This is a genomic window from Blastococcus sp. TML/M2B, assembly GCF_016612865.1.
Classification (GTDB): Bacteria; Actinomycetota; Actinomycetes; order Mycobacteriales; family Geodermatophilaceae; genus Blastococcus.
Window position 1 is genome coordinate 676,896 of record NZ_JAENZZ010000002.1, and the last position, 18,532, is coordinate 695,427.

Annotated in this window: 20 protein-coding genes and 1 pseudogene; 14 read left to right on the forward strand and 7 right to left on the reverse strand. The window is 74.0% G+C overall.

The annotated features are described in order from the left end of the window. The first annotated feature begins 534 nt into the window (after positions 1-534). The 3 genes from JKP75_RS11825 to JKP75_RS11835 all read left to right on the forward strand — a co-directional run bounded on the left by JKP75_RS11825 (position 535) and on the right by JKP75_RS11835 (position 4,497). Positions 535-759, forward strand: coding sequence for a hypothetical protein (locus JKP75_RS11825; RefSeq protein WP_200491031.1), 225 nt, complete (start codon positions 535-537; stop codon positions 757-759). A 142-nt stretch (positions 760-901) separates the two neighbouring features. Continuing rightward, positions 902-3,322 carry a VanW family protein gene (locus tag JKP75_RS11830; RefSeq protein WP_309229779.1) on the forward strand — a complete coding sequence of 807 codons (2,421 nt, stop codon included), beginning with the start codon at positions 902-904 and terminating at the stop codon, positions 3,320-3,322. Between the two features lie 74 nt (positions 3,323-3,396). Next, positions 3,397-4,497: a YihY/virulence factor BrkB family protein gene (locus JKP75_RS11835; protein WP_200491030.1), complete on the forward strand. Its 1,101-nt coding sequence runs from the start codon at positions 3,397-3,399 to the stop codon at positions 4,495-4,497. Between the two features lies 1 nt (position 4,498). Here JKP75_RS11835 and JKP75_RS11840 read toward each other — a convergent pair whose 3' ends face one another. Further along, positions 4,499-4,729, reverse strand: coding sequence for a DUF3039 domain-containing protein (locus JKP75_RS11840; protein ID WP_200491029.1), 231 nt, complete (start codon positions 4,727-4,729; stop codon positions 4,499-4,501). Between the two features lie 224 nt (positions 4,730-4,953). Here JKP75_RS11840 and JKP75_RS24635 point away from each other — a divergent pair. The 5 genes and pseudogenes from JKP75_RS24635 to JKP75_RS11860 form a co-directional block, all read left to right on the forward strand. Continuing rightward, positions 4,954-5,571 (forward strand): annotated as a pseudogene (locus JKP75_RS24635) (ABC transporter substrate-binding protein); the annotation flags it as partial. A 112-nt stretch (positions 5,572-5,683) separates the two neighbouring features. After that, the gene (locus JKP75_RS24640) at positions 5,684-5,974 is read left to right on the forward strand and encodes an ABC transporter substrate-binding protein (RefSeq protein WP_375539250.1); all 291 of its coding nucleotides are present in this window, start codon (positions 5,684-5,686) and stop codon (positions 5,972-5,974) included. A 34-nt stretch (positions 5,975-6,008) separates the two neighbouring features. Continuing rightward, positions 6,009-7,052, forward strand: a complete 1,044-nt coding sequence (locus tag JKP75_RS11850) for an iron ABC transporter permease (RefSeq protein ID WP_200493103.1) — start codon at positions 6,009-6,011, stop codon at positions 7,050-7,052. A 99-nt stretch (positions 7,053-7,151) separates the two neighbouring features. Beyond that, positions 7,152-8,102, forward strand: coding sequence for an iron chelate uptake ABC transporter family permease subunit (locus JKP75_RS11855; RefSeq protein WP_200493104.1), 951 nt, complete (start codon positions 7,152-7,154; stop codon positions 8,100-8,102). After that, positions 8,099-8,932: an ABC transporter ATP-binding protein gene (locus JKP75_RS11860; protein ID WP_200491025.1), complete on the forward strand. Its 834-nt coding sequence runs from the start codon at positions 8,099-8,101 to the stop codon at positions 8,930-8,932. The genes JKP75_RS11855 and JKP75_RS11860 overlap by 4 nt, the downstream gene beginning before the upstream one ends. Positions 8,933-8,937: 5 nt before the next feature. Here the strand turns inward: JKP75_RS11860 and JKP75_RS23965 are convergent, their stop codons facing one another. Next, on the reverse strand, positions 8,938-9,270 hold the full coding sequence (locus tag JKP75_RS23965; protein ID WP_200491024.1) for a DUF3099 domain-containing protein: 333 nt from the start codon (positions 9,268-9,270) through the stop codon (positions 8,938-8,940). Positions 9,271-9,471: 201 nt separating this feature from the next. Between JKP75_RS23965 and JKP75_RS23970 the strand changes: the two genes are divergently transcribed. Continuing rightward, the gene (locus tag JKP75_RS23970) at positions 9,472-10,389 is read left to right on the forward strand and encodes a universal stress protein (protein ID WP_200491023.1); all 918 of its coding nucleotides are present in this window, start codon (positions 9,472-9,474) and stop codon (positions 10,387-10,389) included. Between the two features lie 36 nt (positions 10,390-10,425). Beyond that, complete coding sequence (locus JKP75_RS11875; RefSeq protein WP_200491022.1) at positions 10,426-11,052, forward strand: HPP family protein; 627 nt, start codon at positions 10,426-10,428, stop codon at positions 11,050-11,052. Between the two features lie 53 nt (positions 11,053-11,105). Here JKP75_RS11875 and JKP75_RS11880 read toward each other — a convergent pair whose 3' ends face one another. From JKP75_RS11880 to JKP75_RS11895, 4 genes are all read right to left on the reverse strand, one after another. Then, the gene (locus JKP75_RS11880; RefSeq protein WP_200491021.1) at positions 11,106-11,432 is read right to left on the reverse strand and encodes a hypothetical protein; all 327 of its coding nucleotides are present in this window, start codon (positions 11,430-11,432) and stop codon (positions 11,106-11,108) included. Next, complete coding sequence (locus tag JKP75_RS24645; RefSeq protein WP_200493105.1) at positions 11,429-11,977, reverse strand: CBS domain-containing protein; 549 nt, start codon at positions 11,975-11,977, stop codon at positions 11,429-11,431. The genes JKP75_RS11880 and JKP75_RS24645 overlap by 4 nt, the downstream gene beginning before the upstream one ends. Further along, positions 11,974-12,525: a hypothetical protein gene (locus JKP75_RS11890; protein WP_200493106.1), complete on the reverse strand. Its 552-nt coding sequence runs from the start codon at positions 12,523-12,525 to the stop codon at positions 11,974-11,976. Before JKP75_RS11890 ends, JKP75_RS24645 begins: the two co-directional genes overlap by 4 nt. A gap of 578 nt (positions 12,526-13,103) precedes the next feature. Further along, positions 13,104-13,877, reverse strand: coding sequence for a hypothetical protein (locus JKP75_RS11895; RefSeq protein ID WP_200491019.1), 774 nt, complete (start codon positions 13,875-13,877; stop codon positions 13,104-13,106). Positions 13,878-14,057: 180 nt separating this feature from the next. Between JKP75_RS11895 and JKP75_RS11900 the strand changes: the two genes are divergently transcribed. Genes JKP75_RS11900 through JKP75_RS11915 form a run of 4 tightly spaced genes read left to right on the forward strand, consistent with a single transcriptional unit; the run spans position 14,058 to position 18,051 of the window. Continuing rightward, positions 14,058-14,735 (forward strand): response regulator transcription factor, encoded by a 678-nt coding sequence (locus JKP75_RS11900; RefSeq protein ID WP_309229780.1) that lies wholly within the window; start codon positions 14,058-14,060, stop codon positions 14,733-14,735. Next, positions 14,732-16,129, forward strand: a complete 1,398-nt coding sequence (locus JKP75_RS11905; RefSeq protein WP_200491017.1) for a HAMP domain-containing sensor histidine kinase — start codon at positions 14,732-14,734, stop codon at positions 16,127-16,129. The genes JKP75_RS11900 and JKP75_RS11905 overlap by 4 nt, the downstream gene beginning before the upstream one ends. Before the next feature lie 24 nt (positions 16,130-16,153). Beyond that, positions 16,154-16,663: a GerMN domain-containing protein gene (locus JKP75_RS11910; RefSeq protein ID WP_200493107.1), complete on the forward strand. Its 510-nt coding sequence runs from the start codon at positions 16,154-16,156 to the stop codon at positions 16,661-16,663. A gap of 47 nt (positions 16,664-16,710) precedes the next feature. Next, positions 16,711-18,051, forward strand: coding sequence for a DUF2254 domain-containing protein (locus tag JKP75_RS11915; RefSeq protein ID WP_200491015.1), 1,341 nt, complete (start codon positions 16,711-16,713; stop codon positions 18,049-18,051). Here JKP75_RS11915 and JKP75_RS11920 read toward each other — a convergent pair. Then, positions 18,016-18,531, reverse strand: coding sequence for a DUF421 domain-containing protein (locus JKP75_RS11920; RefSeq protein WP_200493108.1), 516 nt, complete (start codon positions 18,529-18,531; stop codon positions 18,016-18,018). The two genes, JKP75_RS11915 and JKP75_RS11920, sit on opposite strands and share 36 nt — an antisense overlap. Position 18,532: the final 1 nt, after the last annotated feature.

Genomic DNA, 18,532 nt, shown 5'->3' on the forward strand with positions numbered 1-18,532 from the left:
GCTCGTGGCAGCGGGGGGACGGCTCCTGGCCGCGGTGCAGTCGTGTCGTGCCGAGTGGGGCCCGGAGGGTCCCGCGCAGGCGCGACGGACGCGCTCGTGGCAGCGGGGGGACGGCTCCTGGCCGCGGTGCAGTCGTGTCGTGCCGAGTGGGGCCCGGAGGGTCCCGCGCAGGCGCGACGGACGCGCTCGTGGCAGCGGGGGGACGGCAATTGGCCGCGGTGCGGTCCGGAGGACCGCAGTGTCACAGCAGCACGCCGCGGGCAGACCGCGTAGCGTGGGGGGCGTCAAGACAGCAGCGGACCCACGGCCGCCCCGGTCACCCGACCGGGACGGCATGCGAGACCAGCACCAGCACGACCGGTTCCACCCCAGTGACGTCCCCTGCTGAACCCGCACTCCCCACGGCACATCACGGACTCATCTCGATCTGCGAGTCCGGGTTCGCCACCGGCTGAGCGGGAACACGAGGGGCCATCCTGGCGCTGTGCAGGAGGCCGATCCGCATCCGCGGATCCGTGCGGTAGAGAGCGAGTGATGAGCCAGATGACCCAGACGCTGACGACGACCCCGCCCACCGATGACCTCGTCGTTCCCTTCCACTGCGACCGCTGTGGGGCTCTGGCCAAGGTGCGAGTCGTTCTCGCCAGTGGCAGCGACCTCGTCTTCTGCGGGCACCACGCGCGCGAGTACGAGAGCAAGCTCCGTGACATCGCCGTCGACATCATCGACACAGACGGCGAGCAGCGCGTAACTGCGTGAGAGAACGGCTATCGTCGCGCCCGCGATGACAGCCTCACCCGACGACGCCGCCGGCTCCTCTCCCCCGCCCCGGGCGGAGGGGGGACCGGCGGCTCCGTCGTTCCCGGGCACCCCCGGTACACGGCGACCGGAGGAACCCAGCGTGACCCAGCACCACCCTGCGCAGGACGAGACCGTGCGGATGCGCGCGGACGGCCCGGACAGCCGGCCGCCCGTCGAGGCGTCCCGCCCCGCGTCCGACGACGTGGACACGCCCGGGCCGCAGAGCGGTTTCGCGGCCGACGGCGGCGCGATCGACGACACCCGTCCGGTGCCCCGCGACTGGCTCAGCGGCGCGCCCGAGTCCGACCCCGCAGCGGAGCACCCGGTCCCCGCGGAGGACGAGCTCGCCGCGGAGCCCCGGGCCGCCGCGGAGGACGAAGCCGCAGCGCAGGCCGAGCTCACCGGGGAGCCCATCCCTGCGGCCCAGCCCGAGGTCGCCACGGAGCCCGAGCCCGACCCGGTCCACCGGACGGCGCCGGTCGAGCTGGGCGACGCGCCCGCCCCACCGTCGGCTGCGGCTCCCCCGCTGGCCGACCCCCCGGCCGCGCCGTCGCCCGACCCGATTGCCGACGACGCCACCGGTGTGCTGCCCGCCGCGGTTCCCGCGCACGCCGACGACGCCCCGTACGCGGGCGGCTCCGGTAGCGGCCACGGCGGCGCCCTGCCTCCTGCCGGGGGCGAGGGCACCTCGCGCACGCCGCGGTGGCGGCGCCCGGCGGTGCTCGTGCCCGCCGGCGCCCTCGTCCTGCTCGCCGCCGTGTACGGCGCCGACCTGGCCCTCTCCTCCGGCAGCGTCCCGCGCTCGACCGTGGTCGCCGGGGTCGAGATCGGCGGCCTCTCCCCCGCCCGCGCCGAGGCCGCGCTCACCGAGCAGCTCGCCGACCGGGTGACCGCGGACCGGCCCGTCGTGGCCGACGACGTCGAGGGCGTCTTCTCCCCCAGCCGGGCCGGGTTCCGCCTGGACGCCGCGGAGACCGTCGACGCCGCCGACGACCAGCCGCTCAACCCGTGGACCCGGCTCACCTCGCTGTTCGGCGACCGCGAGGTGGAGCCGGTCGTCGCCGTCGACGAGTCCGCCGTCGCCGACGACCTGGACTCCTTCGAGGCGCAGCTGGCGACGTTCGCCGAGCAGGTCGACCGCGCGCCGGCCGACGCGACCATCGCGATCGACGGCACGGACGCCCGCGTCATCGAGCCGGTCGACGGCCGCACGCTGGACCGCGACGCGGCCGAGGAGACCATCACCGCGGCGCTGACCGCCGACCCCGCCGCTGCACTCGAGCTGCCCGTGCGCGTCGAGCCCGCCGCCGTCGACACCCCCGAGGCCGAGCGGGTGCTGACCGGGACGGTGCAGCCGGCGCTGGCCGCCCCCGTCGAGGTGACCGGCAACGGGGAGACCGCCGAGGTGCCGGTGACCGCGATCGCCGCCTCGCTCACCTTCACGCCGACCGAGGACGGCGCCCTGGACGTCGGCATCGACCCGGTGGCGCTGCAGGAGGCCCTCGGCGACGAGCTGGCGGTGTTCGGCACGCCCGCCCGGGACGCCCGCTTCGAGGTCGTCGGTGGCTCGGTGCAGATCGTGCCCTCCGTCGACGGCACCGGCATCGACCCGGCGCACCTCGCCGAGCAGCTGCTGCCCGTGCTGGACGACCCGGCGCCGCGTTCGGTGACCGCCGAGCCGGGTCCCGTGCCGGCGGAGTTCACCACGCAGCAGGCCGAGGCACTGGGCATCCGCGAGGAGATCAGCAGCTTCACGACGAACATCAGCAACGCCGCCAGCGGCGAGAACATCCGGGTCGTGGCCGAGGAGGTCGACGGCGCGCTGGTGCTGCCCGGCGAGACGTTCAGCCTGAACACCTTCACCGGCCCGCGGGGCACGGCGCAGGGCTACGTCGAGGCCGCCGTCATCCAGAACGGGGAGCTGTCCAAGGCCGTCGGCGGCGGCATCAGCCAGTTCGCCACGACGATGTTCAACGCGGTGTTCTTCGCCGGCCTCGAGGACGTCTTCCACAAGCCGCACAGCTTCTACATCAGCCGCTACCCGGCCGGCCGCGAGGCGACGGTGTACGAGGGCGCGATCGACCTCCAGTGGCGCAACGACAGCGACACCGGCGTCTTCATCGACACCCGGTGGACGCCGTCGGCGCTGACCGTCACGTTCTACGGGACCAAGCGCTACGACATCGAGTCGATCAGCAGCGAGCGGCGCAACCCGCGGCAGCCGGCGGTCATCGACAAGGTCGACAACGGCAACTGCACCCGGCAGTCCGGTGTCCCGGGCTTCGACATCACCGTCACGCGGGTGTTCAAGGACCCCGCGACCGGCCGCGAGATCAAGCGCGAGGACTTCCAGACCCGCTACAACGCCGAGGCGGTCATCAACTGCGTGCCCCCGGAGGGCACCGTTCCGCCGCCCGGCCCGGAGGGCACCGTGCCCGGGGGCGCACCCACCCCGGGCGGGCGGCGTCCCGGCGGCCGGCGGCCCGGCGACCGGGCTCCCGGCGGCCGGCGGGTGCGCTGACCGGCTCCCCCGGGAGGGCGGCTCCCGACGAGGAACCGCCCGGCAACGCGGCCGGTGACGTGCACACTGGGCGCATGAGCGCCGTGCTGCCCAGCGGTCCGCCGCCGGCGCAGGCCGGCGGCTCCGCGGGCTCGACCGGGGAGGTGCAGGGGCCCGGTGATCCGGTCGTCGACGCGCAGCCCCCCGGCGGCACCGGCGCCACCCGCGTCGGGCAGCCCCGCGGCCGGCTGGCCGCCTGGCCGGCGGTCCTGCGCGTCCCGCTGGAGGTCCTCGGTCGCACGGTGGCGAAGGCGTGGCAGGACCGGATCCTCGGGCTGTCCGGCGAGGCGGCGTTCTGGCAGATCCTCTCGGTGCCGCCGCTGCTCATCGGGCTGCTCGGGTCGCTGGGCTACCTCGGTGACGTCATCGGTGCCGACGCCGTCCGGCAGATCGAGGACAACCTGCTCAGCGCCTCCGCCGAGGTGCTCACCCCGGACGTCGTCGACTCCCTGGTCGCACCCACGCTGAACGACATCCTGAGCTCGGGCCGGCTCGACGTCGTCAGCCTGGGCTTCCTGCTCTCGCTCTGGGCCGGCTCCTCGGCGACGGCGACCTTCATGAACACCACCGTGATCGCCTACGACCAGCGCGACGTCCGCGGGCCGATCCGCACCCGGCTCAAGGCGCTGTGGCTGTTCGTCGTGGGCATGGTCGTCGCCGTCCTGACGCTGCCGCTGCTGGTGCTCGGCCGCGGCGTGCTGGTCGACCTGCTACCCGCCGACTGGCAGCCGGTGGCGACCGTGCTGGTCAACGGCATCTACTGGCCGCTGGTGCTGGTCGGGCTGCTGCTGGCGCTGACCAGCTTCTACAACGTGACACTGCCCAACCGGCTGCCGTGGAGCCGGCACCTCCCCGGAGCGGTGCTGGCACTGGGCTTCTTCATGGTGGCCGCGACGGTGCTGCGGACCTACGTCGCCGACGTCCTCACCGCGGCGCTGCCGTACGGCGCCCTGGCCGCGCCGATCGGCATCCTGCTGTTCTGCTTCTTCTTCGGCATGGCGGTCCTGCTCGGCGCCGAGCTCAACGCCACGATCCAGGCCCGCTGGCCGGCGCCGCTGCGCCGGCACGACCCGCGCCGGCGGGCCCGGCGCGAGGCGAAGCTCGCCGCCGAGGCCCGGCGGTTGAACGGCGGCTAGCTCAGTCCTTCTTCAGCTGGTTGTAGATCTCCTTGCAGGCCGGGCACACCGGGCTGCCGGGCTTGGGACTCTTGGTCACCGGGAAGACCTCGCCGCACAGGGCCTCGACCATCGTGCCCATCACCGCGCTCTCGGCGATCTTGTTCTTCCGCACGTAGTGGAAGACCTCGTTCGCGCTGCCGGTGTCGGCGTCGCGGACGTCGGGCCGCTCGAGGATGTCGCTGCTGCTCATCGGGATCCCTTCCGTGGTCCGTTCGCCGGCCGTCGCCCGTCCCCGGACGCGGCCGCGCGGTGTCCATGATGACAGCACCCTCGGTGATCGTGATCGTTCCGTGATCGACACGGCCGGAGCCCGCCACTTAGGTTAGGCGGGCCTCACTTAGCCGACCCTCACCCCGGTCGGCCTGCTCCTGCGGTGCCGCTGCGCGGCCCGCAGCCCTCCGCTGGAAGGACACCATGCACCGCGCACCGCGACTGGTCGCTCTGGCCGCCGCCACCCTCCTGGTCGGCGGCCTCGCCGCCTGCTCCGACGACGCCGACGCGTCGTCCTCGGGCGCCGGCGACTTCGAGCCGATCACCATCGAGCACGCGCTCGGCACCACGACCATCGACGAGAAGCCCGAGCGCGTGGCCACGGTGGCCTGGGCCAACCACGAGGTGCCGCTGGCCCTCGGCGTCGTGCCGGTCGGCATGGCCGCGGCGAACTTCGGTGACGACGACGGCGACGGCCTGCTCCCCTGGGTCAGCGAGCGCCTCGAGGAGCTCGACGCCGACGTGCCGGTGCTGTTCGACGAGACCGACGGCATCGATTTCGAGGCCGTCGCCGACACCGCGCCCGACGTGATCCTGGCCGGCTACTCCGGGCTGACCCAGGAGGACTACGACACGCTCAGCGAGATCGCGCCGGTCATCGCCTACCCCGAGGGCCCGTGGGCCACCTCGTGGCGCGACATGATCGAGATCAACTCCGCCGGCATGGGCATGGCCGCCGAGGGCGAGGAGCTGGTCGCCGACCTCGAGCAGGAGATCGCCGACACCGTGGGCGAGTACCCGCAGCTCGCCGGCCGCGCGACGATGTTCCTCACCCACGTCGACACCACCGACCTCAGCGAGGTCAGCTTCTACACCCCCTACGACACCGCGGAGCGCCTTCTTCGAGGACCTCGGCCTGACCACGCCGGCGAGCGTGCAGGACGCCTCGACCGACCCGGAGAAGTTCTCCGGCTCGATCAGCGCCGAGCAGATCGACACCCTGGACGACGTCGAGCTGATCGTCACCTACGGCGACCAGGAGCTGGTGGACGCGCTCAACGCCGACCCGCTGCTCTCGCAGATGCCCGCGGTCAAGAACGGCGCGATCGTGCTGCTGCCCGACACCCCGCTGGGCACCGCCGCCAACCCGACGCCGCTGGCCATCTCCTGGGTCCTCGCCGACTACGTCGGCATGCTCGCCGAGGCCGCCGACAAGGCCTCCTGACCGCCCCGCGACGGACGGCTGTGACGATCTCCTCGTGACCTCGGTCCTCCCCGTCCCGACCCCGGACGCCGCTCCCCCGCGGCGCCCGGGGTCGGTGCGGTTCCTCTGGCTGGTCGTCGTCCTGGCGGCCCTCGTCCTGCTGATGGCCGCCTCGGTCGCCATCGGCTCCCGCGGCGTCGGCTGGTCCGACATCGTCGCGGCCCTCGGCGGCTCGCAGGAGACCGTCGCGGAGGCGGCGGTCACCAAGCGGATCCCCCGCACGTTCCTCGCGGTGCTGGTCGGGGCCGCGCTGGGCCTCTCCGGCGCGGTGATGCAGGGCGTCACCCGCAACCCGCTGGCCGACCCGGGCGTCCTCGGCATCACCATGGGCGCCTCGCTCGCCGTCGTCGCCGGGCTCGCCTGGTTCGGCCTGTTCACCGCGACCAGCAAGATCTTCACGGCGATCGCGGGCGCCGCCCTGGCCGCGGTGTTCGTCTACGCGGTCGGCTCGCTGGGCCGCGGCGGCGCCACCCCGCTCAAGCTGGCGCTGGCCGGAGCCGCCACCTCGGCCGCCCTGACGTCGTTCGTCACCGCCATCGCGCTGCCGCGCGGCGACATCGCCGCCGACGTGCAGTCCTGGCAGGTCGGCGGCGTCGGCGGCGCGACCGTCTCCACGATCACGCCGGTGCTGCCGTTCCTCGCCGTCGGCCTGGTCATCAGCCTGCTGTCGGCGCGCAGCCTGAACTCCCTCGCGCTCGGCGACGAGCTCGCCGCAGGCCTCGGGGAGCGCGTGGCCCTCGCCCGCGGCCTGGCCGCCCTGGGCGCCGTGCTGCTGTGCGGCGCGGCCACCGCCGTCGCCGGCCCGATCTGGTTCGTCGGCCTGGTCGTCCCCCACCTGTGCCGGCTGCTCGTCGGCGTGGACCACCGCTGGCTGCTGCCGTTCAGCGCCCTCGCCGGGGCCTGCCTGGTCACCGCCTCCGACGTGCTGGGCCGCATCGTCGCCCGGCCCGGCGAGCTCGACGTCGGCATCATCACCGCCCTGGTCGGCGCCCCGTTCTTCATCGCCGTCGTGCGCCGGCAGCGGGTGCGCGAGCTGTGACCGCCGTCGTCGCCCCCGCGGCCACCGTCGTCGACGCCGTGACCCGGCAGCGGGTCCGCCGCGCGGCGCGCCGCCGGGTCGTCGTCGACCGTCCTGGCGGTGCTGGTGGTCGCCGCGTTCGCGGTCACTCTCATGGTCGGCCGTACCTTCTACCCGCCGGGCGACGTGCTGCGCGTCGTCCTGGGCGAGCAGGTGCCGGGCGCCTCGTTCACCGTCGGCCGGCTGCGGCTGCCGCGCGGCGTGCTGGCCGTCGTCGCCGGGCTCGCCTTCGGGCTGGCCGGCGTCACCTTCCAGACGATGCTGCGCAACCCGCTGGCCAGCCCCGACGTCATCGGCATCAGCTCGGGTGCGAGCGCCGCGGCCGTGGTCGGCATCGTGCTGCTCGGCCTGGACGGCACCTCGGTGTCGACGCTGGCGGTGGTCGCGGCGCTGGTCGTCGCACTGCTGATCTACACGCTGGCGTTCAAGGACGGGGTGGCCGGCACCCGGCTGATCCTCATCGGCATCGGCGTCGGCGCGATGCTCACCAGCGTCATCCAGTACGTCCTGTCGCGCGCCGGGCAGTGGGACTACCAGGAGGCGCTGCGCTGGCTGACCGGCAGCCTGAACGGCACCTCGTGGACGACGGTCGGGCCGGCGCTGGTCGCCCTGCTCGTGCTCGGCCCGGTGCTGCTCGGGCAGACGCGGAACCTCGCCGCCCTGCAGCTGGGTGACGACACCGCCGCCGCGCTGGGTGTGCGCGTGGAGCGGACGCGGGTCATCGCGATCGTCGCCGCCGTCGGCCTGGTCGCCTTCGCCACCGCCGCGTGCGGGCCGATCGCGTTCGTCTCGTTCCTCGCCGGCCCGATCGCGGCACGGATCGTGGGCCCGAACGGCTCGCTGCTCGTGCCGGCCGCGCTGGTCGGCGCCCTCCTGGTGCTGGTGGCCGACCTGGTCGGCCAGTTCGCGCTGGACACCCGCTTCCCCGTCGGCGTCGTCACCGGCGTGCTGGGCGCGCCCTACCTGGTCTACCTGATCGTCCGCACCAACCGGGCCGGAGGCTCGCTATGACGTCCACGCACTCGCTCGTCGCCGAGGAGCTGACGCTCGCGTACGGCGAGCGGACCGTGATCGACGGGCTGGACCTGGCCGTACCGGCCGGCCGGATCACCGCGATCGTCGGCGCCAACGCGTCGGGGAAGTCGACGCTGCTGCGGTCGATGTCGCGACTGCTCGCGCCGCGGGCCGGTCGGGTGCTGCTCGACGGCGCCGCGGTGCACCGGATGCCGGCGAAGGAGCTGGCCCGCACGCTCGGCCTGCTGCCGCAGTCGCCGATCGCACCCGAGGGCATCACCGTCTCCGACCTGGTCGGCCGCGGGCGGCACCCGCACCAGGGCGTGTTCTCCCGGTGGAGCCGGGAGGACGACGCGGCGGTCGCGGCGGCGCTGGAGGCCACGCAGACCACGGAGCTCGCCGAGCGGGCCGTCGACGAGCTCTCCGGCGGGCAGCGCCAGCGGGTGTGGATCGCCATGGCGCTGGCCCAGCAGACCGACGTCCTGCTGCTCGACGAGCCGACGACGTTCCTCGACGTCAGCCACCAGGTCGAGGTGCTCGACCTGCTCACCGACCTCAACGCGGTGCGCGGCACCACGATCGTCATGGTGCTGCACGACCTCAACCTCGCCGCCCGCTACGCCGACCACCTGGTGGCGCTCGAGGCCGGGCGGATCCACGCGGCCGGAGCCCCGGGCGACGTCCTCACCGAGGACTGCGTGCGCGCGGTGTTCGGGCTGGCGAGCCGGGTGATCGTCGACCCGGTGTCCGGCAAGCCCCTGGTGCTGCCGATCGGCCGGCACCACGCCGCGCCCAGCACCGCGGGAGCGGTCGCCGCCGAGGTCTGACCGGGTCAGCCGTCGATGACCCGGTGCGGGCGGCTCTCCAGCTGCCGGTCGGGGCCGGCGACGTACCGGTTGACGTGCTGCTTCTTCTTCGGCGGCCGGTCGTTGGCCATGACGACGGCGATCCAGGGCAGCACGGTGCCGAGGAACGCGAAGATCAGCATCAGCCAGACGATCTGGTAGAACACCGCCGCCAGGACCAGGCAGATGCCGCGGACCAGCATCGTCAGGGCGTAGCGCTTCTTGCGGGCCGCGTGCTGGTCCACCTGGCTGACCTGCGCCTCGGTGATGAGCACGGGCTCGGCACGGCGCGGCCGCGGGAACTGCTGGCTGGTGGCCACGGGCTTCCATCCCTCCGCGGGCCGGTCCGCGGGGGCGAGCGCCCCGGGCGCTCCCCGGTCCGCGCTCCATGGTGCCACCGCGGACGGGGTCCGTGCAGGCGGCGGCCGGAGCTCCGCCGGCACCCCCGCCCCCGATCCGCGCCCCCGTCCGGTAGGACTTGGAGAGCCCCGCCGGACGGGGCTCGAGACGGGAGGTGCGGGGTGACCGGAGCACAGGTGTCCGCGGCGGGACGGGTCGTCGTCGGCGTCGACGGGTCGGAGGCGTCCACCCGGGCCGCCCTGTACGCGGCGGAGTGCGCCCGCCGCCGGGCGACCGGGCTGCTGATCGTCCACGTCACCCCGCGGCAGGGCGCCGGGGACGCGGTGCCGATGGCCGACCGCGAGGTGCAGGAGCGGTTCGACGCCAGCGCCACCGCTCTGGTGCAGGCCGCCGCCGACGCCGTCCGCGCGGGGAGCGACCTGACCGACGTGGACACCGCGGTCGTCGACGACTACCCCGTCGACGGGCTGCTGGCCCTCTCCGCCGGGGCCGCGCTGCTCGTGACCGGGCGCCGCGGGGCCGGCGGGCTCCCCGGGCTGCTGCTGGGGTCCACCGCGGGGGCGCTGGTGCAGCACGCGCACTGCCCGGTGATCGCACTGCCCGACGAGGTCGTGAGGCGCGAAGACGGCCGGCCCGAGGTGGTCGTCGGCGTGGAGGGCGGGCCGGGTGACGCCGCCGTCCTCGCCGTCGCCGTCGCCGAGGCCACCGCCCGCGGCGCGGTCCTCACGGCGGTGCACGCGTGGCGGGACCTCGCGGCGGAGGCCGCCCTCGGGAGCTTCGGGCCGGTGGTCGACTGGAGCGTCCTGGCCGCCGACCAGGAGCAGCTGCTGAGCGAGGTGATCGCCCCCTGGCGGACGGCGGAGCCCGAGCTGGTGATCGAGGAGTCCGTGGTGCGCGGCCGACCCGCGGCGGCGCTGCTGGCCGCGTCGGCATCGGCCGACCTGCTCGTCGTGGGCCACCGGCACCGCGGCCGGCTGGCCCGCCTCGGGTCGACGACGCACGCGGTCCTGCACCGGACCACCTGCCCGCTCGCGGTCGTGCCGGTCCGGGAGCACCCGAGCACGCCGCCGTCCCCCTAGGCTCGATCCCCAGCTGCCCGACGGCGAGGAGGACCCGTGCGTGCCCACGAGGTGATGACCACCGAGGTGGTCGCCGTCCGGCCGGGCTCCTCGGCCAAGGACGCCGCGGAGCTGCTGGCCGAGCGCGGGTTCGCCGCGCTGCCGGTCGTCGACGACGAGGGCCACGTGCTCGGCATCGTGGCCGAGGCCGACGTGCTGCGGGGCCGGCTGCCCCGGGACCCGCGCGCGCACGTGCTCCGCGACGTCGCCGACGGCGAGCCGCCTCCCGCGGAGGTGCGCGGGATCATGACGACAGAGGTGCGCACGGTCGAGACCACCGCCGACGTCGCCGACATCGCGCGCCTGTTCGTCGACGCGCGGCTGCGCAGCGTCCCGGTCACCGACCGCGGGCGGCTGGTGGGGATCATCAGCCGGCGCGACCTGCTGCGCACGCTGCTGGTCCCGGACGAGCGGCTGCGCGCCGACCTGGTCCGGCTCGTGACCGAGTACACCGGTGAGCCGGACGCCTGGGAGGTCGCCGTGACCGACGGCTACGCGACGATCAGCCGGACGTCGGGCAGCCCCGAGGGCGCCGTCGAGACCGAGGAGCGGGCGCTGCGCGCGCTGGCGCACACGGTGAGCGGGATCGTCGGCGTGCGGGTGCACGCGCAGCCCGCCCGCTGAGTGGCTCCTCGGTACGGGCCGCCGTCCCGGACGGCACGCGATCCCGACGCTGCTCAGGCTCGGCCGCTGCGGCTCGACCGTCGGTCTCGGTCGGACCTGCGGGCTCGCCGGCTGAGCCCGACCGCCATCAGGGGTAGTGCGACAGTCGCTGCTGCAGCGGCGAAGACGCCGATCTGTGCCGAGCGCGTGGCGTGCGCGCCCAGCATGGCCGCGCCGATCGCCGCTGCGGCCACTGCGGCAGCGAGCAACCACAGCACCGTGATCCCGCGCTGTGTCCCCGCCTCTTCCGCGGCGCCGGACCGTTGCCCGAGGGCCACCACCGCGCCGGCCGTCGCGCACGCCGCTGCGACAACCATCAGGAGGATCGCCAGCCAGGTCATGCGTTCCTCGGACTTCCCACGTCAGCGCCTCCCTGCCGACCACGGCTCCGGGAGGTCGCCCGGCTGCGTGCGGCCACACCGGCGTCCCTGCAGAAGCCGGTACGACTGCGCTTGAGGCACACCAGTCCCAGGAGGCGACCCGCTCCATCGACCACGGCCAGCCGGCGGGCACGGGCGTCCCGCAGCCGACGGAGCACGGCCGCGACCGGCTCCGTCGGCAGCACAGTCCTGCCACTGGTGGTCGACAGCGGAAGTGCGGGCGCGGATGCGGGGACGGTGTCCGGCAGGTCTCCACGGAGCAGGGCGCCGAGGAGGAAGCCCCGCTCGGCGAGCAGGACCATGACCACGTGGTCGTCCTCGAACACGTGCCGGACGTCTCCGACCGAGACGTCACCGGACACGACCTTCGGGCCGGCGATCATCACGTCGGCCGCGGTGACGACGTGTCCCGCACCTGGTGCCTCCGGCGACGAGCCGGGACAGCGCTCGCGCGCCTCGCCCGTCCGCCGGGGAAGGGATGCGGGGGCTACCGGGGTGGCCGTCATTCGTCGGTCGGGTCGTCGGCGGGGTTCTCGAAGTCGAAGGACGGGTTCGGGGTCTGCCCCTCGGCGGCCACCATCGCGTCGATGGTGACCTCCCCCGCCTCCTCGAAGACGAAGGTCACGGGTATCGACTCCGAGGACCGCAGAGTGGTCTGCACGTCCTCCAGCACGATGGAGGGCGCTCCCTCCGCCCCGACGTAGACGTTGTCGTCCTCGGGGACACGGATGACCCCCGGTTCGCCGTCGACGGTGATCCTGCTGTCGAGGAAGTCGGGCCCGCGGACGTCGACCAGGTCGTCCTCGGGCTCACCGGTGTTGGCGATGCCTGCGTAGAGGGGCACATCCTCGCCCGGCTCGTACACCCCGTCCTCCGGGTAGGCCAGCTGGACCTGGAGCAGCTTCAGGTCCTCGTTCACGGCCTCGTCCGGGCCGATCGCGCCGCTGTCGTCGACGTCGGGCGTCTCGTCGCCACAACCGCTGACGGTCAGGGCGAGAGCGGCCGCAGCGGCCGCCGCGCCCAGACGCGCTGTGGTGGAACTCCTGCGTGCCATGTCGGTACTCCTCTCCGTCAGGGGCGGCGGGCCGGTTCCCGCGGTTCACCGACGGCGACTCGCGGCGCACCGCGGGCGCGTGCGGTTCCGCCTCCGAGGCCCACGTGGCGCGGCCCGCTGTGGCGCAGGTCCTCGGTGTGGCTGCGGGCCTGCTCGACACGTCTCCGCCTGCCGGTCGATCCCCGTGCAATGACGGGCTGCCCGAGCCGGCGACCGGAAAACGACCACAGCGCCGTCTGTCACGGAACTGACATGCGGGGGTTCCGGCCCCTGATGTCCGGACCCCGGCGGTCCCGGGGAACCCTCGGCGCGGGAACCGGTGGGTCGGACATCCCCGACGCCGGTGCGCCCCCACACCGTCGGGACGTACCGGGCGCACAGCCGCCGCACCGGCCGGACGCCGAGCGGGTCCGGCGCTGCAGACGGCTCGACCGCGGCGTCGAGCACCAGCAGGCCGTCGTCGAGGGCAGCGATGGCCCCCTGCGCGGACTCGTCGGGTCCCCGGCATCCGAGCGCCCGGATCTGCGTGGCCAGCGCGCCACGCGAGACCACGGACGACCCGGCGGCGCCCAGCACCCTCACTTCCCCAGCGCCGTGACCGCGGTCAACAGCGCGGCGTAGAAGGCCAGGCCGGTGAGGAACCAGCCGTAGCTCGACCGGCCGGTGGAGGGCAGTTCCTCCTTGAAGACGTTGAGCAGGATGGATCCACCGAGCAGCGCGGTGAGAAGAGCGACGACCACCGTGCTCGTGGGTGCGAAGAGCGCGTCCAGGCCCCACCCGAGCAGGAGGGCGGCGGCGAGGAGGGCGCGGCCGCTGCGGGGGAACCGGCGCGGGTAGTGCTCCTCGAGCGAGCGGTCCGTGAGCACGAAGTGCAGGCCCATCGCGAGGGCGAACAGGACGGCGAAGGCGACGCCGGTCCGGAGCCGTAGGGCCATCGTGTAGGTGATCAGGGCGTTGTAGATCATGAACGACCCCAGGTGCAGCCAGTAGACCCCGGCCGGTTCCCGCGCTCCCCCCGCCGTGGCCGCCCGGGACCGGGCCAGGCGCTCCAGCCCGTAGAAGGCGGCGAATCCGGCCAGTGCGACCAGGAAGATGCCGAGGTCCAGCAGCGGTGTCGGCTCCAGCACGTCGCTCAGGGCCTCGCCGATCGCCTCGTTGCCCTCGGCGAGCTCCGGCAGCAGGTGCAGGAAGACGTACGCCACCGCCAGGCCCCCAGCGAAGGAGCCGGTCACCCGCTCGGGAACGAGGGGCAGCCGACGGATGCGTGGCGCCGCCACGTGCAGCGCGGCCAGCAGCAGGCTGATGACCAGCGCCCCCACCACCGACCCCGTCGTCGTGAGATCGACGTCCACCCGATGCCTCCCGCCGCCGGTTGCCGACGAGGTGCCCTTCCCCCGCCCTGTGGCGGTAGTCCGCCCGGCCATGACAGATCCGTGACGATCTCCGCGCTCAGCCCGCCTTCCCGTGGAGAGGAGATGCACAGTTCGGACGTGGACCGTTCAGGCCGTGCGCACGCGGGCACACTGCCCGACGTGCCGCAGTCGGTTCTGGTCATCGAGGACGACGCCCGCATCCGCCGGGTGGTCGAGATGACCCTGCAGCGCGAGGGCTTCGAGGTGAGCGGTGCCGCCTCCGGCGAGGAGGGATTGGCCCGTCTGAGCGGCCGGCCGTTCGACGTGGTCCTCCTGGACCTCCGCCTGCCCGGCCTCGACGGTTTCCAGGTGTGCCGCGAGATCCGGAAGACGAGTACGACTCCCGTCATCATGCTGACCGCCCGGTCCGACAGCGACGACGTCGTGGCCGGACTGGAGGCGGGCGCGGACGACTACGTCACCAAGCCGTTCGTACCCAAGGAGATCGTGGCGCGGGTGCGCGCCATCGCCCGGCGCAACCGCGGGGGCGGCGAGCCGCCGACGATCGTCGTCAACGGCATCGAGGTGTCCCCGCTCGCCGGCTCGGTCACCCGCGACGGTGTGCCCATCGAGCTGACCAAGACCGAGCTGCGCCTCTTCGTCGAACTCGTCGCCGACCGCGGCCGCGTCCTGAGCCGCGAGGACCTGCTGCAACGGGTGTGGGGCTACGACTACTTCGGGGACTCCCGCCTCGTGGACGTGCACATCCGCCGGCTGCGCAAGAAGGTCGAGGCCGATCCGGCCCGACCGGAGGTGGTCACCACCGTGCGGGGCCTGGGGTACCGGGTGCCGGCATGAGAGCCGCCCGCTGGCCGGGAACCCTGCGCGGCCGCGCCACCCTGGCGTTCACCACCGTGGCCGTCGTGCTCAGCATCGTCCTCGCCGTCGGGGTGTGGCTCGGGGTGTCCCGCTACCTGCTCGTCGGCCGGGAACGGGCCACGCTGGCGCAGACCATGGCCAACGCGGCGCAGGTCCAGCGCGCATCCGGAGCCGCTGGGCTGTCCTCCGAACAGCTGCTGTCGCAGCTCCCGCGAGAGACCGGATCCACGTCCCTCCTGGGCGACGGCGACCGCTGGATCACCACGTCGCTGACGGTCGGCCGCGACGACATACCGCCCCGCCTGCGGCAGGTGGTCCTGGACGGGACCCCCGCCCGCCAGCGGTTCGACGTGGACGGCCAGACGGTCCTCGGGATCGGCGTGCCCCTCGAGACGACCGGCGGCGGCTACTTCGAGGTGTTCCCGCTGGACGAGCTCGACCACACCTACCGGGTGCTCGCCGGCGTCCTCGCCGGCGCGACCCTGGCCGTGGTTCCGGCGTCGCTGCTGGTCGGCAGCTGGGCCACGCGGCCGACGCTCCGCCCGCTCGACCGGGTGGCGGGCGCGGCGGCAGCGATCGCGGCCGGCGACCTGACCGCCCGCATCGATCCGCAGGGGGATCCGTCCCTGATCCCCATCGCCCGGTCGTTCAACGCCACCGTGGCCAGGCTGGAGGAGCGGGTCCGCAGCGACGCCAGGTTCGCCGCCGACGTCAGCCACGAGCTCCGCAGCCCGCTCACCACGATCACAGGTGCCCTCGCGCTGCTGGAGGCGTACGACGGACACCTCCCTGAGGACGGGCGCGAGGGTCTGGAGCTGCTCCGCGCCGAGGTCACCCGCTTCGAGCGGCTGGTGGCGGATCTCCTGGAGATCTCCCGCGCCGACGCCGGCGCGGAAGATGCCGTGCTCGAGGACGTCCGCCTGGCCGACCTGGTGACCGAGTCCCTGTCCAGGCGCCAGACCACCGGCGGGCCGGCTGTTCCCCTCGTCGTCGCCCCCGATGCGCGGACGGCCGTCGTACGTGCGGACAAGCGACGCCTGGAGAGGGTCGTGAGCAACGTGCTGGAGAACGCCGAGAAGCACGGCGGCGGCGCTACGGCTGTCCGGGTGGAGGCGAGTCCGGCCGAGGCCAGCATCCTGGTGGACGACGCAGGCCCCGGTGTCCCCGAGGCCGAACGGTCGCGCGTCTTCGAGCGGTTCGCCCGTGGGCGCGACGCGAACCGAGCTCGGTCCGACGGCTCCGGTCTGGGGCTCTCGCTGGTGGCGCGGCACGTAGGGGGCATGGGCGGCAGCGTCTCGCTGTCCGAGAGCCCCGAGGGCGGAGCACGTCTGACCGTCACCCTGCCCCGTTGGGAGGCGTCGTGCGACGACTGATCATCTGCTTCCCTCGCCTCGGGAATGGCGCTCGCCGCCTGCGGCGTGCCGACCCAGGACCGGCCCGAGAGCCTCGTCGTCGGGGCCCCGGCTCGGACCTCGACCACCGAGCCGGTGGTGGACGACGGCGCCGTCGAGCTGTGGTTCATCCGCGGCCGTCAGCTCGAGGCGGTGTCCCGGCCCGTCGGACCGGCCGACGTGCACGCCGCCCTGGACCTGCTCGTCGCAGGGCTGACACCGTCCGAGGTCGACGCAGGATTGCGGACGGCGCTGGCACCGCAGACCCTGCGGCACAGCGGACCCACCCCGGACGACCCTTCGGTCACCGTCACGGTCACCCGTGAGTTCACCGGTCTCCTGGGGGGCAACCAGCAGCTCGCCGTCGCCCAGATCGTCTGGACGGTGACCGAGTTCCCCGGGGTGGACGAGGTCCGGTTCAGCGTCGACGGCAGCCCCCTGGAGGTGCCCACCGACGACGGGCTCACCGACGAACCGGTCGACCGGGCCGACTACGGATCGGTGGCACCCCGGTGAGGGCGGGTCGAGCACGCCCGGGCGCCGGGAGCTGGGTGTGGAGCCGGTTGCGCAGCTCCCTGTGGCCACTCCCGGTCCTCGCCATCGCACTGGCCATCGGGCTCGGCATCGGTCTGCCGGCGGTGGACCAGGTTCTCGAGGAACCCGGCGGGGAGCATCCGCTCACCTTCGTGTTCGGAGGGGGACCCTCCGCGGCGCGCGACGTCCTCGCCGCCATCGCCGGATCCCTGATCTCGGTGACCGGCCTGACGTTCTCCTTCACCGTCGTCGCCCTCCAGCTGAGCAGCAGCCAGCACTCACCGCGTCTGCTGCAGACGTTCGTGACCGACCGCGTCGTCCAGGCCACCCTCGCCGTCCTGGTCGGCACCTTCGTCTACGCCCTGACGGTGCTGCGGACGGTGCGGACGGAGCAGTCGGCCGGTCCCGCGTTCGTCCCCCGGGCCTCGGTCACCGCGGCGTTCGTGCTGACGGTGGTCAGCGTCGTGGCCCTGGTCCTCTTCCTCGGCCACCTGGCGCGCTCGCTCCGCGTCGAGACCATGCTGCGGGACGTCTCCGACGAGGCCCAGGCCACCTTCGCCCGCGAACTTCCGAGCGACGACGGCGATGCGGCGGGCTATGTCCTTCCGACCGGCACCCCGGCAATCGTCGTCGCCTCGGCCAGCGGGTTCATCACCCATGTGGACGGGCCCCGCATCGTGGATGTGGCCGAGTCCGCCGGGGCCACGGTGCTCCTCGCCCACCGCATCGGGGACTCCGTCGTCGCCGGTACCCCCCTTGCACACGTCTGGCCCTCACACCCGGGAGCGGAGGCCGACACCGATGCGGTGAAGCGGTCGCTGGACGAGAGCGTGCACCTGCGCTTCGAGCGCGTCCCCGACCACGACATCGCCTACAGCCTCCGCAAGACGGTCGACATCGCCGTGCGGGCGCTCTCCCCGGGCACCAACGACCCGACGACAGCCGTGCACGCCCTCTCGCACGTCTCCGCCCTGCTGGGCGAGGTCCTCACCCGCCCGCCTCGGGCGACGCCCTTGCACGACCACGACGGCGTCCTGCGCCTCCTGCTGCCCCAGTGGGACCTGTCGGCTCTCGTCCAGCTGGGGCTCGAGGAGCCGGTGCACTTCGCGGAGGGACAGCCCGCCGTCCTGCGCCGCCTGGCTGCCCTGCTGCGCGAGCTCGCTTGGCGGGCTCCACGCGGGGTGATCGATCAACAACTGACCGACCACATGGATCGGATCGTCCGGCTGTCGGAGACGTCCGCGGCCGTGGACGCCACCGAGACGGCGCGCTGGCGGCGGCAGCTCGCGGACGCGCTCGCGGGCGACTGGCCCCCGGACACGTGGACCGACCGGTCAGGCGTCGCGGGCGCGCACCCCTTCCAGGCTTGACCCGTTCCCCAGCCGACTGGCCGAGATGACGCTCAAGGAGCCGTCGCTCTCCAGGACGACGGCGGCGGTCGACGTGAGGTCGCCGGACCCGGTCGCTCTCACCGCCTGGCGGACCTCGTCCATCGTCACGCGTTCGGCCCGCAACGCCTCCGGCAGGGCGCGCCCGTCGCGGAGCAGCAGGGTCGGCCGTGCGGTCACCACCTTCCGACCGCCCGGCCAGCGCACGGTGCCCCAGGCCACCAGCGACTGGAGCAGCGCCAGCACGGCCAGCGCAAGCGCACCCTCTGTCCAGGACACGTCGCTGTTGAGCAGGATCGTCGCCAGGGTGGAACCGAGGGCGACGGTGACGACCAGGTCGAAGGCGTTGAGCTTGGCCAGCGTGCGCTTGCCGGACAGCCGGAGGACCACCACCACGGTGAGGTAGGCGCTGGCGCCGATGACGGCCACCCGGACCAGGTCGGACCACGAGTCGAACCACACG